The sequence below is a fragment of the Streptomyces sp. NPDC001056 genome (genome assembly GCF_053598955.1).
This window is the reverse complement of the sequence record NZ_JBSFLI010000005.1, coordinates 71,253-89,766: the sequence shown is the minus strand read 5'-3', so window position 1 is coordinate 89,766 and position 18,514 is coordinate 71,253. Positions and strand designations below refer to the sequence as shown.

The 18,514-nt window shown below is 71.2% G+C and carries 8 protein-coding genes; 7 read left to right on the top strand and 1 reads right to left on the bottom strand.

What is annotated here, in order from left to right; all coding sequences use genetic code 11:
* Positions 1-33: 33 nt before the first annotated feature.
* The 5 genes from ACWDD7_RS08210 to ACWDD7_RS08190 all read left to right on the top strand — a co-directional run bounded on the left by ACWDD7_RS08210 (position 34) and on the right by ACWDD7_RS08190 (position 8,150).
* Positions 34-687, top strand: coding sequence for a response regulator transcription factor (locus ACWDD7_RS08210; RefSeq protein WP_450456782.1), 654 nt, complete (start codon positions 34-36; stop codon positions 685-687).
* Positions 678-1,946, top strand: coding sequence for a sensor histidine kinase (locus ACWDD7_RS08205; RefSeq protein WP_450456781.1), 1,269 nt, complete (start codon positions 678-680; stop codon positions 1,944-1,946). Before ACWDD7_RS08210 ends, ACWDD7_RS08205 begins: the two co-directional genes overlap by 10 nt.
* Positions 1,947-1,984: 38 nt before the next feature.
* Positions 1,985-3,259: a COG4705 family protein gene (locus tag ACWDD7_RS08200; protein ID WP_450456780.1), complete on the top strand. Its 1,275-nt coding sequence runs from the start codon at positions 1,985-1,987 to the stop codon at positions 3,257-3,259.
* Between the two features lie 1,461 nt (positions 3,260-4,720).
* Positions 4,721-6,100, top strand: a complete 1,380-nt coding sequence (locus ACWDD7_RS08195) for an MFS transporter (RefSeq protein ID WP_351865118.1) — start codon at positions 4,721-4,723, stop codon at positions 6,098-6,100.
* A gap of 103 nt (positions 6,101-6,203) precedes the next feature.
* A complete protein-coding gene (locus ACWDD7_RS08190; RefSeq protein WP_450456779.1) occupies positions 6,204-8,150 on the top strand; it encodes a helix-turn-helix domain-containing protein in 1,947 nt (648 codons plus the stop codon).
* A gap of 350 nt (positions 8,151-8,500) precedes the next feature.
* Here the strand turns inward: ACWDD7_RS08190 and ACWDD7_RS08185 are convergent, their stop codons facing one another.
* A complete protein-coding gene (locus tag ACWDD7_RS08185; RefSeq protein ID WP_450456778.1) occupies positions 8,501-9,856 on the bottom strand; it encodes an MFS transporter in 1,356 nt (451 codons plus the stop codon).
* A 667-nt stretch (positions 9,857-10,523) separates the two neighbouring features.
* On the opposite strand from ACWDD7_RS08185, the gene ACWDD7_RS08180 reads away from it, so the two are divergent.
* Together ACWDD7_RS08180 and ACWDD7_RS08175 are read left to right on the top strand one after the other, a co-directional pair.
* Complete coding sequence (locus tag ACWDD7_RS08180; RefSeq protein WP_450456777.1) at positions 10,524-16,667, top strand: acyltransferase domain-containing protein; 6,144 nt, start codon at positions 10,524-10,526, stop codon at positions 16,665-16,667.
* On the top strand, positions 16,664-18,481 hold the full coding sequence (locus ACWDD7_RS08175) for a non-ribosomal peptide synthetase (protein WP_450456776.1): 1,818 nt from the start codon (positions 16,664-16,666) through the stop codon (positions 18,479-18,481). The genes ACWDD7_RS08180 and ACWDD7_RS08175 overlap by 4 nt, the downstream gene beginning before the upstream one ends.
* Positions 18,482-18,514: the final 33 nt, after the last annotated feature.

The following is an 18,514-nucleotide window of genomic DNA, read 5'->3' as shown; positions in this document are numbered from 1 at the left end:
GAGAACTCTCTCTGGAGTATCTAGGGTCAGCGCGTGGCTTTTATCGTGGTGTGCGAGGACGACGCGGCGGTCCGCGACGTGCTCAAGCGCGCGCTTGAGCACGACAACCACAGGGTCGCGGTCGCTTCTACGGCGGACAGCCTGCTGCGGAACCTTGATCCGGTCCCTCACCTGGTCGTCCTGGATCTAGGGCTTCCGGACGCCGACGGTCGCGATGTCTGCCTGGCGCTGCGGGCGCGTGGCGTTGATGCTCCGGTGCTGATGCTGACCGCTCTGGACGGCATGCATCACAAGGTGGGCGGCTTCGAGGCGGGAGCCGACGACTACATGACGAAACCGTTCGACGTCCCGGAGTTGCTGGTGAGGGTCCGCGCCCTGCTGCGCAGAACGACCGCGACGACCTCGCGAAGTGGCGTCGTTCTCGACCCGGCGAGACATGTCGTGATCCACGGTTCAGCGAGCGAGAGCCTGACGCCGACCGAGTTCCGGTTGCTGGGCAGGCTTATCGCCTCGCAGGGCGACGCTGTACGCCGTCACGCCCTTGTCGCTGCCGGCTGGCCGCATGGCGCGCAGGTCAGCGACAACACCCTCGACTCCTTCATCCGCCGGCTGCGGACCAAACTCGGTGTGCTGGGCGTGGCCGACCGTCTGGCGACGGTCCGAGGGGTGGGCTATCGATGGCAGTGACGGGCTTCCGTGGGAGGGTCGTCGCGCTTGCGGTTCTGATCGCGACAGCGGTGGCCGCGGTGCTGGTGGTGGTCTCTCACGTGTTGCTGAGCCGGGTGACCGACGCCGACGCGAATGCTCTGGCGCATACGCGTGCGGAGGCGGTGGCGGCGAACGTGACCGTGCGCAGCGGCCACGTCGTGCTGATCGAGAATGGCAACGAAGCGCTGGACACGGTCGCGTGGGTCTACGCCGATGGGCACCTCGTCGACGGGCTCGTGCCGCGCGGCGTCCTCGACCGCGTCGAGGCGCTCGCCGGCTCCGGGCAGTCCCGCACCACCACGGTCGGCAATGACCTTCTGTATGCCCAGCCGGTCAGGCTCGAAGGCCACCGCGTCGTGGCGGTCGTGAGGGTTGACCTGACGCCGTACGAGACGTCGGAGCAGCGCAGTCTGGCGATGTCGCTCATCTTGGGTGGCATCGCGATCCTGCTCGCAGGCGTCGTCGCGTACCTCGTGGTGGGTCGTGCGTTGCGGGTGGTTCACGAAATGGCCGCTCTTGCCGACGAGTGGGGCGATCACGAAAGCGGGCGCCGATTCGACCTCGGCGTTCCCCGCGATGAGTTCGGGGAGCTGGGGCGGACTCTCGATCGACTGCTCGACCGTATAGACAACGCGTTCGCGGACGAGCGTCGGCTCACCGATGAAATCGCCCATGAGTTGCGGACGCCCTTGACGGCCCTGCGGGGCGAGGCGCAGTTGGCGCAACTCTCCGGTGATCATCTGGCCCCGGAGGTTGTTCTGACCGAGGTCGACCGCCTGAACACGGCGATCACGACGATCCTGGGTGCCGCCCGGACACGGACCGGTGGCGGTGACAGCTGCGATCTCAGGACGGCGGCGCGACAGGCGATAGCGGGTCGCTCCATCGAGCTCGCCGTCCCGGCCGATGTCGATGTCGCCGTGGCAGGCGAACTCGTGGTGGCTGTGTTGTCCCCGCTGCTGGAGAACGGCCTGCGGCATGCCAGTTCGCGGGTTTGGGTCACCGCGGGTGTCCAGCCGCAGGGCGCCGTGATCAATGTCCTGGACGATGGCCCGGGGTTCGATCCGGCGGAGGTCGACCGGGTCTTCGATGCGGGCGTGACCGGCGGCAACGGGCACGGGCTGGGGCTGGCCGTGGTGAGGCGCCTCGCCGCGTCCGCGGGAGTGGCAGTCCGCGCGGTCGCGGATGGTCACGGCCGCGTCGAAGTGACCTTCCCCACACCCCAGGCGGCTGTGTAGTCAGGTTGTGTGCAGGTTGGCCGGACCAATCTCGTCGCATGACGACGACGAGCGAAGCCCGCACACGCCGCGGCGGGCGGCTGATGCTGAACAAGGTTCCCGAGGTCACCATCTGGTTCTGGGTGATCAAGATCCTTTGCACGACCGTCGGTGAGAGTTTCGCCGACTGGATCAACATGAAGCTGGGCGTCGGCCTGGTGAACACCGCCTGGATCTTCACCGCGGTGTTCGTGGTGGTTCTGGGCGTCCAGTTGCGGCTCAAGCGGTACGTCCCCTTCCCGTACTGGCTGACCGTGGTCGTCGTCAGTGTCACGGGCACGCTGTACACCGACATCCTGACCGACCAGCTCAACGTGCCGCTGTGGATCAGTTCCGCGGTCTTCTCGGTGCTGCTCGCCGCGGTCTTCGGCGTGTGGTGGGCGCGTGAGCGCACGCTGTCGATCCACTCGGTCACCACGCTGCCGCGTGAGTCGTTCTACTGGCTCGCCGTTCTCGTCACCTTCGCGCTCGGCACCGCGACCGGCGACTGGACCCTCGAGCTCACCGGCTGGGCCCCGGGAGTCTCGGTCCTGTTGCCGCTCGCCCTGATTGCGGCGATCACGCTGCTGTGGAAGTTCGGCGCCAACCCGGTGCTCTCCTTCTGGCTCGCCTACATCCTGACCCGCCCGCTGGGCGCCAACATCGGCGACTGGCTCGCCTCCCCCAAGGTTGCTCAGCCCGGTGAGCCGACCGGCCTCGCGCTGGGCACCTTCACCACCAGCCTGATCTTCCTCGGCCTCATCCTGGCGACCGTCATCTACCTGACGGTGACGCGCTCCGACGTCACCGAGACCTACGACGCCACGCACACCCCGCAGGTCACCGCCAACCCGCGCAGGGAGCGCATCGCGCTGGCGGGCTTCGGCCTCCTCGCCGTCGCCACCATGAGCCTGCTGATCTGGGCGCACAACCAGCCGCACGTTGGCCCCGCGCCGGAGGAGGACGCCACCTCCACCGTGCACCTCGCCCCCGGCCAGGCCGTGAAGCACTTCCCGTCCAAGAAGGTCGACGCACTGAAGGCACTCGCGTCGACGTCGCTCAAGGACGCCCAGTCGGGGAACGCGAAGGGGGCCCACGCGGCTGCCCAGTCGCTGCGAGACCTCTGGGATGCCGACCAGGCGTCGTTGCAGCCGCTGGACAACACCGGCTGGACGTTCATCGACGCCCAGATGGACCAGGTCCTGAAGACCTTCGGCATCGACCACTCGAACCCGCCGATGTCGCCGGCCCAGCAGGAGGCTGAACTCCGCACCCTGCTCACAGACATGCGCTGACGGACCTGATCGGCGGCGACTCCTGCGACGAGTACGTGTCGATAGTCGCGCGAGCCATGGCCGATCGCGGCTTCTGCACGCTGCCGGAGTTCTCGGCTTTCGACGGTGCGATGACGGCAGCACGCAACGGGACGCCTCGACGGGCATCTTCAGCCAGGCAGAAGTCGGCGGCGGCACCTCCGGAAAATGCAGAACGACTGAAGTGGTTGCCACGCAGCGGTGAAAGCGGTCCATTCGCCGTTCTGCTCGGCCGGGACGGCGCCAACAACTGCACCAGGGCGACGCGGTCGGAAAGGATCCCGGCCACGTCGGTTCTGCGGCGGATCTCCGTGTGCAGCCGCCGCACCGATGAGTTCGGCGCACCCCACCCCGGCGTCCTCTCCGTCCGGGTTGCGCATGCGGCAGGCATGTCGGGCGTGGTCCATTCCTCGAGTGTCCCGGGGATGTCGCCTGCGGCAGGAGCCTGAAGGGCGGCATTCACTCCTTCAACCTCACCCCTCTCACTCTACTGACAAGGGCCCGACCCGTGCCCGGCCTCGGAGGTGGTCTCTCAGGGCGCCGCCTGCGTGGGGCAGCCCTGCGGCACCGCGCCTCGGGGCGAGTGCGATCGCAAAGTCGGCGCACCCTGAGAGCGCCACAGGAACACGGACCGCATGCGGCACCGACCACGTCGTGCGCGCCGGAGCACCCGCTCTCAGACGAAGCCGCACCGGAGCCCTCCGGTGCGGCTTCGTCCTCTCATGGCTCCGCGCAGCGGTCCCGTGGGCCGACGCCTGCGGGGCCTCGCCGTATCACTCGCGTATCACACAGCAATCACCAACTGGGCAGCCCTTCCTGGACCAGGAGGCTCTGACCTGCGATTTCATGCCCTCTCTGGACTGGCGCAGACGTCCCTGGACGGTCTCTACAACCTGTGCCATGTGGTACCGCAGGACTCGCACGCCGACAAGCACCAAGATCCGGACCATGGTGCGGGCCAACTCGTCTCAGCAGCAGACGATTCCGCCCTTTGCCGCAGGTCAGAGGCGATGGTGAGCGTGTACCGCCGGCAGACCAGGAATCTGCTGGGCCGAACGCACACCACGCGCAGGCGCAACGCCTTGTCCTTTCCCGCAGAGCCAAGCGGCAAAGCCGGGTTGACCTCTCGTTCAGGTCGCCTACCACGGAACGGCCCTGAGCCGATCGGCCCCAAGATGTCCGAGTTCAACGGAGCGTAGTCAGCACCAAGTCAGCACGGGAGTCAGCACCGCACCGTCAAATCACCCCGAACTGTGCGATCCGGACAGCACTCGTTTCTACCAGATTCGAGCCCGTGAACCGCCCTTCCGTGAGCCGGCATGGTGGCCGCACGCATAACCAACGCTCGAACTATGTCGCTCCACCACATGTGCGCCTGACCTGCATGTTCCTACCGTGTGCCGACACGTACCCGTCCCCACCGCACACGAGGAAGTGGCGCACATGGCCTCCGGAAACACCGCTCCCCCGCCCTCAACCGGGCTCGGCAGGATCGTCGCTGCCAGTCTGATCGGGACCACCATCGAGTGGTACGACTACTTCCTCTACGGTTCGGCCGCGGCCCTGGTGTTCGGGCGGGTGTTCTTCCCCGAGTCGGATCCGCTCACCGGGACCCTGCTCTCCTTCCTCACCTATGCCATCGGTTTCGTCGCCCGGCCCGTCGGTGCCGTGGTGTTCGGGCACTTCGGTGACCGTCTGGGCCGTAAGAAGCTCCTGGTGATCAGCCTGCTGATGATGGGGCTTTCCACCGCCCTGATCGGGTGTGTCCCCGGTTATCACACGATCGGGGTCGCGGCTCCCCTGCTGCTGACCACGCTGCGCCTGATCCAGGGCTTCGCCCTCGGCGGCGAGTGGGGCGGAGCGGTGCTGCTGGTGTCCGAGCACGGCGACGCGAGGCGGCGCGGGTTCTGGGCGTCCTGGCCGCAGGGCGGCGCGCCGGCCGGCAACCTGGTCGCCGTCGGGGTGCTGTCCCTGATGACCACCGTGCTCAGCGACGACGCCTTCAACTCCTGGGGCTGGCGGGTGCCGTTCCTGCTCTCCGCCGTACTGGTCATGATCGGCCTGTGGATCCGGCTGTCCGTCGACGAGTCCCCGCTGTTCAAGGAGGCGTTGGCCGCGGCGGAGCGACGCAAGGCGGAACAGCGGGCCGAGCGGCCGCCGTTGGTCGCGGTCGTCCGCGACCACTGGCGGGACATCCTGGTCGCGATGGGCGCGCGGATGGCCGAGAACATCTCCTACTACGTGATCACCGCCTTCGTCCTCACCTACTGCGTCGAGCACCTCAAGATCGACAAGCAGACGTCGCTGAACGCGGTACTGATCGGCTCCGCCGTGCAGTTCTGCCTGATCCCGCTGTTCGGCGCCCTCTCCGACCGGGTCGGGCGCAAGCCCGTGTACCTGGTGGGGGCGGTCGGTGTGGGCCTGTGGTCGTGGGCCTTCTTCGCCCTGCTCGACACCAGGTCGTTCCCCGCCCTGGTCCTGGCCGTGACCGTCGGACTCATCTTCCACAGCGCCATGTACGCGCCTCAGGCGGCCTTCTTCTCCGAGCTGTTCGCCACGCGGATGCGCTACACTGGCGCGTCCATCGGGGCCCAGCTCTCCTCGGTGGCGGCCGGCGCCCCCGCCCCGCTGATCGCCACCGCGCTGCTCAGCTCCTACGGCGACTCCACTCCGGTCTCGGTGTACGTCGGCCTGGCCGCCCTGATCACCGTGATCGCCGTCGTCGCCGCCCGGGAGACGCGCGGCAGGGATCTGGCCGCGATCGAGACGGACGGTTCCACCGAGCGGACCGCCACGGACCGGCGGGCGGCCGCGTCCACCTGACGGTCGCGTCCACCCGATCGTCGTGTCCACCCGGCGGCCCGGTATCACTCCCGGGCCGCCGCTCACCGATCAAGTGCCCCGACTCCGCAATGGTTGCCCGCCCATGTCGCACAGTCCCCCCTCCGTCGCCCCGCACCTGCGCCGGCTGCTCGAACTGCTCGCCGCGGGCGCCCCTGCCGAGGAACTGGGCACCGTCGCCGCCGAGGCGCGCCGCGCCGGTGCCGGGGGCCAGGACCTGGCGGAGGTCGAGCGGGCCACCGAGGCGGCGTTGCGGGTGCGGGACACGCTGCGGCAGCACCGGCGCCGGGAGGCGGAGCTGACCGCGCTCTTCGACACCGCGGGCGACCTGGCGGCCCTGCGCGACCTGGACGCCGTACTGCACTCCATCGTCCGGCGGGCCAGGATGCTCCTGGGCACCGACACGGCCTACCTCACGCTGGCGGACGAGGAGGCCGGGGACACCTATATGCGGGTCACCGACGGCTCGGTGTCGGAGCTGTTCCAGAAGCTGCGCCTGCAAATGGGAGAGGGGCTCGGCGGTCTGGTCGCGCAGACCGCACGACCCTACGCCTCCCCCGACTACCCCACGGACGGCCGGTTCCTGCACACCGGAAGCATCGACGCCGGCGTCCTGGACGAGGGCCTCGTCGCGATCCTCGGGGTGCCGCTGCTGCTGGGGTCGGCGAGCGGCGGCCAGGTCATCGGGGCGCTGTTCGCGGCGGACCGTACGCCCCGCACCTTCGCCCCCGAAGAGGTCGCCCTGCTGTGCTCGCTGGCCGACCACGCCGCCATCGCCATCGACACCGCCAAGGCGATGGCCGACGCACGGGTCGCCCTGGCCGAACTCGCCGAGGCCAACGCCGTGATCCGGGAGCACTCCGCGGCCATGCAGCGGGCCGCGGAATCCCATGACCGGCTCACCGATCTGGTGCTGCGCGGCGGCGACGTGTCGGACGTGGCCGCCGCCGTGGCCGGCCTGCTGAAGGGGGACGTCGCGGTCCACGACGGCTCCGGGTGGCCGCTCACCGCGATCGGCGGCGGCGCGTTCACCAGGGGTGCGGACGACCCCGGCGGCGCCGCGGAGGCGGCCGCGCTGGTCGCGGCGGCGGAAAGCTCACGCGCGGCCGCCCACGCCGTCTTCCGCGACGGGCGCTGGGTCTGCGCCGTACTGGCCGGACAGGAACTGCTGGGCTGCCTCGTCCTGTACGGGCGGCCGGAGCTCGACGACCCCGACCGGCGTCTGTTCGAGCGGAGCAGCGTCGTCACCTCCCTGCTGCTCCTGCTGCGGCGTTCGGTCGCCGAGACCGAGAACCGCGTCCGCGGCGACCTGGTCACCGATCTGCTCACCGCGCCCGACCGCGATCCGGCCGGCCTGGTGGCCCGCGGCCACCGCCTCGGCATCGACCTCGACCGGCCCCATTTCCTGCTCGTCGCCCGGACCGGCGACGCGGCCCGCGAACGGCTCGCCGACGCCGCGGTGCAGTACCTGTTCGGCTGCGGCGGCGTCAGCGCGGTCCACGAGGGCGCCGTGGTGCTGCTGCTGCCCTGCGCCGGCCCGGGGCCGGGCGAGGCCGCCCGTGCCGCCGCCTCGCAGCTCGGCCGGCTGGCCGGCGCCGAGGTCACGGTGGCCGGTGCCGGCCCGGCGGCCGGGCCGCGGGCGATCGCCGACGCGCACGCCGAGGGCGTGCGCTGTCTGAAGGCCATGCATGTGCTCGGCCGTGCCGGTGGCGGGGCATGTGCCGCCGAACTGGGCTTCGTGGGCGTGCTGTTGGGCGACGACCACGATGTGGACGGCTTCGTCGCCGCCACTCTGGGACCACTGCTGGAGTACGACGCCCAGCGCGGCACCCACCTGGTCCGCACCCTGCGCGCCTACTTCGGCTGCGGCGGGAGCCTGACCCGGGCGAAGGAGGAACTGCACGTGCACGTGAACACGGTCGTGCAGCGACTGGACCGCATCCAGGCCCTGCTCGGCCCCGGCTGGAACACCCCCGAACAGACGCTGGAGCTCCAACTCGCCCTGCGCCTGCACCTGTTGTCGGGGGGCTGACCACCGGGCCGGACCGCGGCGCGGGCGCGCGCCGTACCCCTCGGCTCCCGCCGCGTCACCGCATGCCTACAGTGTGGGTGGGTGCTTCGGACGGCAGGCATCCCGGTGTTGTCACTCGTTCGCGCACCGGGTGGGCGCCCGTGGCGCCCGGGTGCCGGCCCCGGCCGACGTGGGCGGCGGCCCTCGACGGTGCCTCGACGGTCCGCGTTCGGGAACGCCGGCGTACGGGGAAGCCCCGCCGAGTTGCCGGGCGGACCGGCGGACCGGGCACGGTTTCCCGCGCTGCGTGGCGCCCGGTGACGCGGTCGGACCGCTTCACGCGCCGTACGCGGCGGACGGCGCCGGCGCACTCACTTCCGCCGGGCCAGCGCGATGCCCCCGGCACCGAGCGCACAGGCGAGCGCGGCGGCCAGATACGCGAGGTGGTAGCCCCCCAGCCGGGTGTCAGCGGTCGCCGCGAGCAGGACCAGGGCGGCGACTCCCGCGCTGGAGCCGATCTGCTGGGCGACGACGTTCACGGCGCCGGCGACGGCGTGCCGGTTCGGGGGGACGTCGCCGAGGCCGGAGGTGGTCATCGCGGGGAAGTTCAGGCCCTGGCCGAAGCCGCTGATCACCAGGCCGGGCATCACGTGCACCAGATAGCCGCCGTGCGGCGGGGTGGTCATCCACAGGGCCGTGCCCGCGCCGATCAGGAGGAGGCCGGTGACCATCAGGACGTGCGGGCTGTACCTGGCCAGCAGGCGTCCGGTGGCGAAGGTGGCCGTGAGGAAGACCGTCAGGGACATCGGGACGAGGGAGAGACCCGATTCGACCGGCGAGTAGCCCAGCATGCCCTGGAGGTACAGCGGTGCGAAGAACACGATCCCGACCGACGCCGTGTACTGGAGGAACGCGGCCGCGGTGGCGAGCCGCACCGAGGGGACCCGGAAGAGGGCGAGGGGCAACAGCGGGTCGGGGGTGCGGTGTTCGTGTACGGCGAAGAGTACGAGGAACACCACCGCGGCGGCGATCAGGGCCCATGCCCACACCCCGCCCAGGCTCACGCCGATCACCAGCAGGGCGAGTCCGAGGGTGCCGGATATCGCGCCGGCCATGTCCAGCGGGACCCTGGTGCCGGACCCGTCGGGCAGTCCGGACCGGGTGACCGCGAGCACGAGGGCGCCGAGGACCACCGAGAACCACAGGACCGAGCGCCAGCCGAGGAACTCGGTCAGTACGCCGCCCAGCAGCATCCCGCCGCTGAAGCTCGCCGCGCCGACCGCGGCGTACACGCCCAGCGCGCGGCCGCGCCGCGGGCCCTCCGGGAACACCTCGGTCAGCAGGGCCAGCGCAGCCGGGCCCGACAGGGCCGCGCCGATGCCCTGGACCGCCCGCGCGCCGAGCAGCACCGCGCCGTCCGGTGCCACCGCTCCGGCCAGCGCGGCCACCGTGAAGAGCGCGACCCCGACCTCGAAGACCCGCCGCCGGCCGAACACGTCGGCCAGCCGACCGCCCACCAGGAGGAATCCGGCGAACGTGACGGAGTAGGCCGTCATGACCCACTGGAGCGTGGTGTCGCGCAGGTCGAAACGGGCCCCGACGGACGGAAGGGCTGCGTTCAGCACGGCCATTCCGCTGAGATCCAGTGCGAGCGCCCCGGCCAGCACCCCGAGCGCCAGGCCCGGCCGGTGCGACAGGACCCGCCCCGGTGACGATGTGTTGAGCATGGCGGTGCTGCTCCCTCTCCCCTGGACATGAACCCCCTAAGACGATCACCGCGATTCACACAGGTCAATCGCCCGCTTTCCAACTGGCTTGAAACAAGACGAAGTTCATGCGATCCGCCCTTGGGCATGCCGGGAGAACCGGCCACTGGGGAGCGAAATCCTGCCAGTGCACCTTCCCGTCGGCAGGCACTCTTGTCTCACCGATCACCGGATGGCAGGCTGACGTTCGCCGATCGGGTGAGCACCTCGTCATGCGGTTCGTCCGGGGTAAAGCGGACCGTGGCGCCCGTCGGCAGTGTCCGTGCACGTGAGGGGTTTCGCGTGCGCGTTTCCGCAGTCGAACGCAATTGACCGTGAGCTGATTCTGTCGGGATGACTCAACGGGGGCGGTCACAGTGCAGTCATTGGGTTTTCGGCAGCTCCGCCTTCGGGTACGAGGCGGCACGATCCGTCGAGCGTGAGTCGGTAGCCATCCGCTGACCTCGGATGCACGATCGCCCTGACATTCCTCCAACTCCTCGTTCATCAGCGCCTGACGGCTGATTCCGCGCGCGTGGTCATGCGTCGAAGCGCTTGACGCGACCGCGTGATTCTCCCTGTCGCCGACCATCTCCCTTTTCCGGGGCCGACCGGCCGACCCATTCCATCCGCCCTGCCGAGGAGCGAAATGCCCCAAGAGCGCGGAGCGCGCGACCTGCGCGCCGTAACAGACTTTCTGCTTTCTCGCTTCGTCGAGTTGCTGGACGTTTCCAGGGACGCGGTGGACCGCTGGGCACCGATGCACCAGTACGGTCTGGACTCGGCCAAGGCGGCCGCTCTCGCCGCCTCGTTGTCCGAATTCCTCGGTCGGCCGGTTCCGGTCACCTGGATGTGGCAGTACCCGACCGTCGACGAACTGTGCCGGGCACTGGTCGAGGGTCCGCCACGGGCCGCGGAGGGTGCCGTTTCCGGCAGGGACCGCCGCGGGGCGCCGCACGAGCCCGTCGCGATCGTGGGCATCGGGTGCCGGTTCCCGGGCGGTCCCGATCCCTCCTCCTTCTGGCGGCTGCTGGCCGAGGGGCGCGACGCCGTCGGACCGGTGCCGGCGGCGCGGCGCGAACTCCTCGGTGACGCGGTGCGCTGGGGCGGGTTCATCGACGGGATCGACCGCTTCGACCCGCTGTTCTTCGGCATCTCGCCCCGGGAAGCCGTCCAGATGGACCCGCAGCAGCGGCTGGTACTGGAGCTGGCCTGGGAGGCGCTGGAGGACGCGGGGGTCGCGCCGCTCGGTCTGGTCGGCAGCGACACCGGTGTGTTCATGGCCTCCTGCTGGGGCGACTACGCGGCGCTCGCGCACTATCGCGGCCCGGACAGCCAGATCACCCCGCACACCGCGACCGGCATGCACGACGGCATCATCGCCAACCGCGTCTCCTACGTCCTCGGCCTTCAGGGCCCGAGCATGGCCATCGACGCCGCCTGCGCCGGATCGCTGGTCTCCGTGCACCTGGGCTGCCAGTCGATCTGGATGGGCGAGAGCGAGCTGGTGCTGGCCGGCGGCGTGAACCTGAGCTTCGTCTCCGACTACTACACCGCCATGGACCAGATGGGCGCGCTCGCCCCGGACGGCCGCTGCAAGACGTTCGACGCCCGCGCCGACGGCTACGTGCGCGGTGAGGGCGCCGGAGTCGTCGTCCTCGCCCCGCTCAGCGTGGCGTTGGAGCGCGAGCTGCCCGTCTACTGCCTGATCAAGGGCAGTTCGGCCAACAACGACGGGCTGAGCAACGGCATGACGGCGCCCAATCCCCAGGCGCAGGAGCTGATGCTCCGCACCGCGTACCGCCGGGCCGGCATCGCGCCGTCCCTGGTGGACTACATCGAGTGCCACGGCTCCGCGACCCCGCTCGGTGACCCGATCGAGGCCAACGCCATCGGCGCGGTCCTGGGCGGCGACCGCCGAACGCCGCTGCGGCTCGGGTCCGTCAAGTCCAACGTCGGACACCTGGAGGCGGCGGCCGGCATCGTCGGCCTGGTCAAGCTCGCGCTGTCGATCCGCAACGGCGTGCTGCCGGCGAGCCTGCACTACGCCACCCCGAACCCGCAGATCCTGTTCGACGACTACCACCTCACGGTGCAGGACCGGCTCACCGCGTGGCCGCGCCGGTCCGACGCGCGCCGCGGGGGTGTCAGTTCGTTCGGCTTCGGCGGCGCGATCTGCCACGTCGCCGTCGAGGAACTGCCGCGTCCCGAAGGCTCGTTGCTGCTGCTGGCCGAGGACTCCCCCGAGGCGCTGGCGGAACGGGCCCGGGCGCTGCGCGACGAGCAGGATCTGCGGGCGGTCTGCGGGCGGCAGCCCGGTGCAGGAAGGTTCCGGCTCGCGGCCGCCGCCCGCGACATGAGCGAACTCCGGGCGCAACTGGACGCGTTCGCCGCCGGTACGACGGCCCCGGGGCTGAGCATCGGGGAGACGAGCGGGCACCGGCCGCGGGTGGCGTTCCTGTTCTCCGGCAACGGGTCCCAATGGGTGGGCATGGGACGGCAGCTGCTGGCCGGCATGCCCGTGTTCCGCCGGTCCATGATGCGCTCGGACCAGCGGATGCGGGAGCTGCTGGGCTTCTCACTGGTGGACCAACTCCTCTCCCCGGACGGGCGCTTGGACGACATGGACGTCTTCCAGCCGCTGCTGTTCTGCATGCAGGTCGCGCTGGCCGACGCCTGGCGCTCGCTGGGGGTCGAGCCGGACGTGGTCGTGGGACAGAGCGTCGGCGAGTTCGCCGCCTCCCATGTCGCCGGTGCGCTCGACTTCGATGACGCCTCCCGGCTGGCGGCCTGCCACGGCCGGCTGCTCCAGCAGCTGGCCGTCGGCCGCGGCGAGGGCATCGTGGTCACGACCGGCGCCGACGCCGTCGGGCGGTACCTCACCGGGCAGCTCACGGTCTCCGGCCACAACGGGCCGAACTCCACCCTGGTCACCGGCACTCCGCAGGAGATCGACGGGCTCGCCCAGCGGCTGGCCGAAGAGGGCGTCACCACCCACCGGGTGCGGATGGGCCACGCACCGCACTCGCCGCTCGTCGACCACGTCCTCGCGCCGCTGAGGGCCGAACTCGCCGGCCTCGGTCCCCGGACGGCGCGCATCCCGATGATCTCCACGGTCACCGGTGACCGCGTCGACGGCACGGAACTCGGGCCGGACTACTGGGCGGACAACCTCCGCTCCGAGATCCGGATGGTCGACGCCCTGACCAACCTGCGCGACCACGACGTCGACGCCGTGATCGAACTCAGTCCGCACCCGGTCCTCCTCAAGTCCGTGTCCGAGATCCTCACGGCGGCCACCCTGCCCTCGCTCCGGCGCGGCGCCGACGAGGCCCTGACCCTGCTGGGTTCGCTCGGCGCGCTGTACGCCGCGGGCCACCCCGTCACGGCGAGCCCCTTCCTCGTCGGCGACCGGGGGCGGCACGTCGCGCCGAGCCGGAGCGGCGGCCCCGCGGGCGACGAACAGCTCTGTCTCGTACCGGTCTCCGCGCACTCCGCGGCCGCGCTGGCCGACACCTGCCGCGAGCTGTCCAACCACGTCGAACGCGACCCGGGCCTGCGGGTCTGCGACCTCGCCTACACGCTCGCGACCAGGCGCACCCACCAGAACCACCGGGTGGCGCTGCTCGCCGCCGGTCGGCAGGACGTCCTGGACGGGCTCGCCCGGTTCGCCGCCGGCCGCCCGCACCCCGATGTCCTCACCGGTACGGTCCTTGGCAACACCGACCGGCGGGTGGCGCTGGTGTTCTCCGGCGGGGGGACGCACTGGATCGGCATGGGCCGCGAACTCATGCGCGTACACGCCGGGTTCCGCACCTGGATGCAGGCCTGCGACACCGCCGTACGCGCGGCCGGCGGCTGCTCCGTGCTCGAACAGCTCGACGCCCCGGACGGCGAGGCCCGGTTCGAGGAGATGGACTTCCAGCAGCCGGTCCTGTTCGCGTTGCAGGTCTCGCTGGCGAAGGTCTGGCTCGGGCTCGGTGTCCGGCCCGCCGCCGTCGTCGGGCACAGCCTGGGTGAGGTCGCGGCCGCGTGTGTCGCGGGTGCGCTGTCGCTGGACGACGCCGCGCGTGTCGTCGTGGCGCGGTCGCATCTGCTCGAACGCACCGCGGCTCCCGGTGCCATGATCTCGGTCGACCTGCCGGAGCGGGAGCTGCTGCCGTGGCTCGCGCCCTACGCCGGGCACGCGGCCGTGGCGGTGGTCAACAGCCCGACCAACGCGGCGGTTTCGGGTTCGCCGGACGCGGTGCGGGCCCTGGAGGCGGATCTGCGGCGGGCCGGGATCTCGACCAGGAACATCCGGGTCGAGCGGCCGGTGCACAGCCCCGGCATGGACCCGCTGATCGAGCCGCTGCGCGAACTCATCGACGGCATCACGCCGTCGACCGGCACCATCGACTTCCACTCCACGGCGCTGGCCGACTCGGTCAACCCGGTCGTGGACGTCGACTACTGGGTGCACAACCTGCGCAACCAGGTCCGGTTCGCCCGGACGATCGGCACGCTGGTCGCGGACGGCGTCGGTACCTTCGTGGAGATCGGCCCGCACGAGACGTTGCGCGGCGCGGTCGAGGAGATCGCGGTGACCCACGGGGCACGGGTGCACGCGGTGAACTCCCTGCGGCGTGGCGAGAGCGATCTGCGCTGCCTGCTGGAGGCGGCCGCCTCGCTGCACGTCAGGGGCATCCCGCTGACCTTCGACGCGTTGTTCGGCGACGACGTCGAGGTGGTGCAGACCCCGCTCGTGCAGTGGCAGAAGGAGCGCTACTGGCTGGACGCGGCACCGGCGCCCGCGCCACGCGCCGACGCCGCCCCCGCGCCCGTCGTGGCGGCCGTGGCCGAGCCGGTGGGCACGACCGTGCCGAACAGGTCGGTGGAGGAGCTGGTCCTCGGCGAGATCGCGGACGTGCTGGGCGTGCCGGAGGACCGGTTCGACGCCGGGGCGAGCCTGCGCGACTTCGGCCTCGACTCGATGCTGGCCATCCGCCTGGTCAACCGGGTGCAGTCGCTGTTCGGACAGCGGGTGTCGCCGGTGGTGTTCCTGGACGGGCGGACCGTCTCGGAACTCGTCGGGCATCTGGCCGAGGCGGTCGCGGGGCCGGCCGCGGGCACGGTGGACGGGACGGCGGCGGGCGCACAGGCATCCCGCACACGGACACCCCTCACCCCGGGGCCCCCCGCCTCGGCACCGCCCGCCCGGTCGGCCCCGGTCGCCCCGGCATCCCCCGCGCACGCCGACCCGGCGCAGACGTCGTACGCCCACCCGGGGACACCGCCCGACCCGGCACCCGCGCCCCCTCCCCGGCCCGCCCCGGCCTTCCTCGACAACCTCTCCGACCTGGACGCCGAAGAGCTTCTCGACGAACTCGCCGCGCGCGGTCTCCTCGACCCCACCGACGCCCCGGCCCTCGACCAGCTCCGCGCCGACGGTCTCGGTCTCGAACTGGCGCCGGCGTCGCACGGCCAGGCCTCGCTGTGGTTCATGCAGCAGATCGCGCCGGACGCCGTGCCGTACAACTTCATGGTGGCCGCCCGGATCCGGGCCGAGGTCGACGCACAGGCGCTGGACCGCGCCGTAGCGGCCGTGATGCGGCGGCATCCCGCGCTGCGCACCGTCTTCGTGGAGGCGGGTGGCAGCCCGTACCAGGTCATCCTGGACGAGCCCGAGTACGAGTTCCTCGTCGTGGACAGCACGCACCTGGACGACGAACAGGCCCGCGAGGAACTCGCGGTCTACGGCCACCTGCCCATGGACCTGGACAACGGGCCGCTGGTGCGCGTCGTCCTGATGGAGCGGGGGCCCGCCGACCACTACCTGCTGGTCCTGGTGCACCACATCGCGTCCGACGCGGCGTCGGCCGATGTGATGATCCGCGAACTCCAGCAGTTCTACGAGGGCGTTGGTCCCGACGACGGCGAACCCGTCGCCCACTACACCGACTTCGTCGAGTGGGAACGGCAATGGCTGGCGAGCCCGGCGGCCGACGCGGCACTGGACTGGTGGTCGCGGCGCCTCGCCGACCCGCCCGCGCACCTCGACCTGTCCCCCATGGAGCGCCCGCCCGGCGTCACCTACGAGGGCCGCGACCTCACGTTCCGCTGGAGCGCCGAAGAGACGTTCCGGCTGCGGGAGTTCGCGGTGCGTGAGGGGGTGTCGATCAGCACCGTCGCGCTGGCCGGGTTCTTCGCCACGCTCAACCGCGCGGCCGGCGTCGAGGACTCCGTCCTCGCCACCGCCATCGCCCAGCGCGGCGAGCCCGGTATGGAGTCCGCCATCGGCTACTACCTGAACACGGTGCTGGTACGCGCGCACCCGGCCGGTGACCGAAGTTTCCGGGAGCTGCTGCGCGAGGTCCACGCGTTCTCGCTCGGCCTGCTGGAGCACATGAACTACCCGCTCGACCTGCTGGCCCAGGCCCTGAAGCCGCCGCGGGCCGAGGGCCGGTCCCCATGGTTCGACATCGTGCTCAACTGGCTTTCCTCGGACGCCTTTCCGCGCTCCGTGAAGCTCTTCCACGGCATCGGCGACACCATCGCCCCCGGCAGTGCGCTGCCGCTGGAGCCGCTGCCCGTGCGCAGGCACCTCGCCAAGTTCGACCTGGAGATCTCGATGGCCGACATCGGCGGCGAAGTCGTCGGCCACGTCCAGTACAAACCGAGCTACCTGGAGAAGCGGACCGTGACGGCACTGCTCACGCTCTACCGCACCGTGCTCTTCGACTCGATCGCCCATCCCGACCTGGCACTCGACGACATCGCGCCGGGCGGCCGTCCTGAGGAGACGGACCAGTGACCCAGACCCTGCACACCAGGATCATCGAACAGGCCGGGAAGAACCCGGACGCCACCGCGGTCTACTCCGACGCCGGCGTACTGACCTACCGCGAGCTGGACGAGCGGTCCCGGGCGCTGGCCGAGCGGCTCGTCGCCGAGGGCGCGGGTCCCGGTGTCCCGGTCGGCGTCTGCGTCGAGCGCACGCCCGACCTGGTCGTCGGCATCCTGGCCGCCCTGCGCGCCGGCTCCTGCTATGTGCCGCTGGACCCGAGGTACCCGGCCGAGCGGCTGGAGTTCATGGTCCGGGACAGCGGCACCAGGCTGCTGTTGACCACACCGGCGTCCCGGTCGAACTGCCCCGCGGGGCCGACCCTGGTCGTGCTGGACGGCACCGTGACGACCGAGCCCGGCGAACGGCCCGTACCGGTCGTACCGGCCGACATCGCCTACGTGATCTACACCTCGGGCTCCACCGGGCGCCCCAAGGGCGTGGCGATCCGGCACAGCGGCTGCGCGGCCATGCTGTCCGCCTGGGACCTGGTGCTCGCCGACCGCGACCTCGGCGGCGTCTGCGCGGCCAGCTCGATCTGCTTCGACATGTCCGTGATGGAGATCTTCCCCGCGCTGAGCCTGGGCGGCGCCGTCGTGCTCGTGGAAAGCACCGTCCACCTGCCCGAGAGCCCGTACGTCGACAGGGTCACCCTCCTGCACGCCATCCCGTCGGTGATGAACGCCCTGCTCGACGCGGGCGGGCTGCCGCCGAACCTGCGCACGGTCGTGTTCGGCGGGGAGCCGCTGCGACGCAAGCTGGTCGACCGGGTGTACGCGGAGACCGGCGCCGACCAGGTCTTCAACGCCTACGGCCCCACCGAGGGAACCGTCTTCTGCACGCTGGGGCCGGTGCCGAGGGACGGGACCGGTGAGCCCACGATCGGCGCTCCCGCGGCCGGGGCCCTGCTCTACGTGCTGGACGAGAACCGCGAGCCGCTGCCGGCCGGTGTGCCCGGTGAGCTGTACCTCGGCGGCACGGGCGTCGCCCACGGCTATCTCAACCGGCCGGAGACCACCGCCGAGCGGTTCGTGCCGGACCCGTTCGTGGACGGCGCGCGCATGTACCGGACCGGCGATGTCGTCATACGAACCGCCGGCGGTGAACTGGAGTTCGTCGGTCGCACCGACAACCAGGTCAAGGTGCGCGGCCACCGCATCGAGCTGGAGGAGGTCGAGTCCCGGCTGACCGGCTGTCCCGAGGTACGGGAGGCCGCCGCCGCCGTACGGGGCCGCAGGCTGGTCGGCTACGTCGTGACCGAGGACGATGCCCGAGGCGGTGTCCGGACGGACGCCGGGCTCCAGGCGGCCGTCACCGGCAAGCTCGCCGCCGAACTGCCGGAGTACATGGTGCCCCAGGCGATCGTCCTCCTCGACGAACTGCCGTTGACGCCGGGCGGAAAACTGGACCGCACCGCGCTGCCCGAGCCGCCGGCCGCCGGCGCCGGGCCCGTGACGGCCGCCGGCACGCCGACCGAGGTGGCGCTGTCGGAGATCTGGGGCCAGTTGCTCGGCCTCGAACCGGAGGGCATCGACGTCCGGGCCGCCTTCTACGACCTCGGCGGCGACTCGCTCCTGCTCGTCCGGCTGGCCCGGCTGATGACCCGGCGCTTCGACCGCCGCGTCCGGGTGCCCGACCTCTTCCGCTTCCGTGACATCCACTCCCTCGGCCGCTGGCTCGACGAGGAGGGCGACGCCACCCCCGAGGCGGTCGAGTCGGCCCGTCGCCGCGCCGCCGTCCGCCGCGCCGCGCTGCGCGGCCGCGCCGCCTCCGCCGGCAACTGAGCCACCACACCGACGACCTGAGCAGGAGCCCTT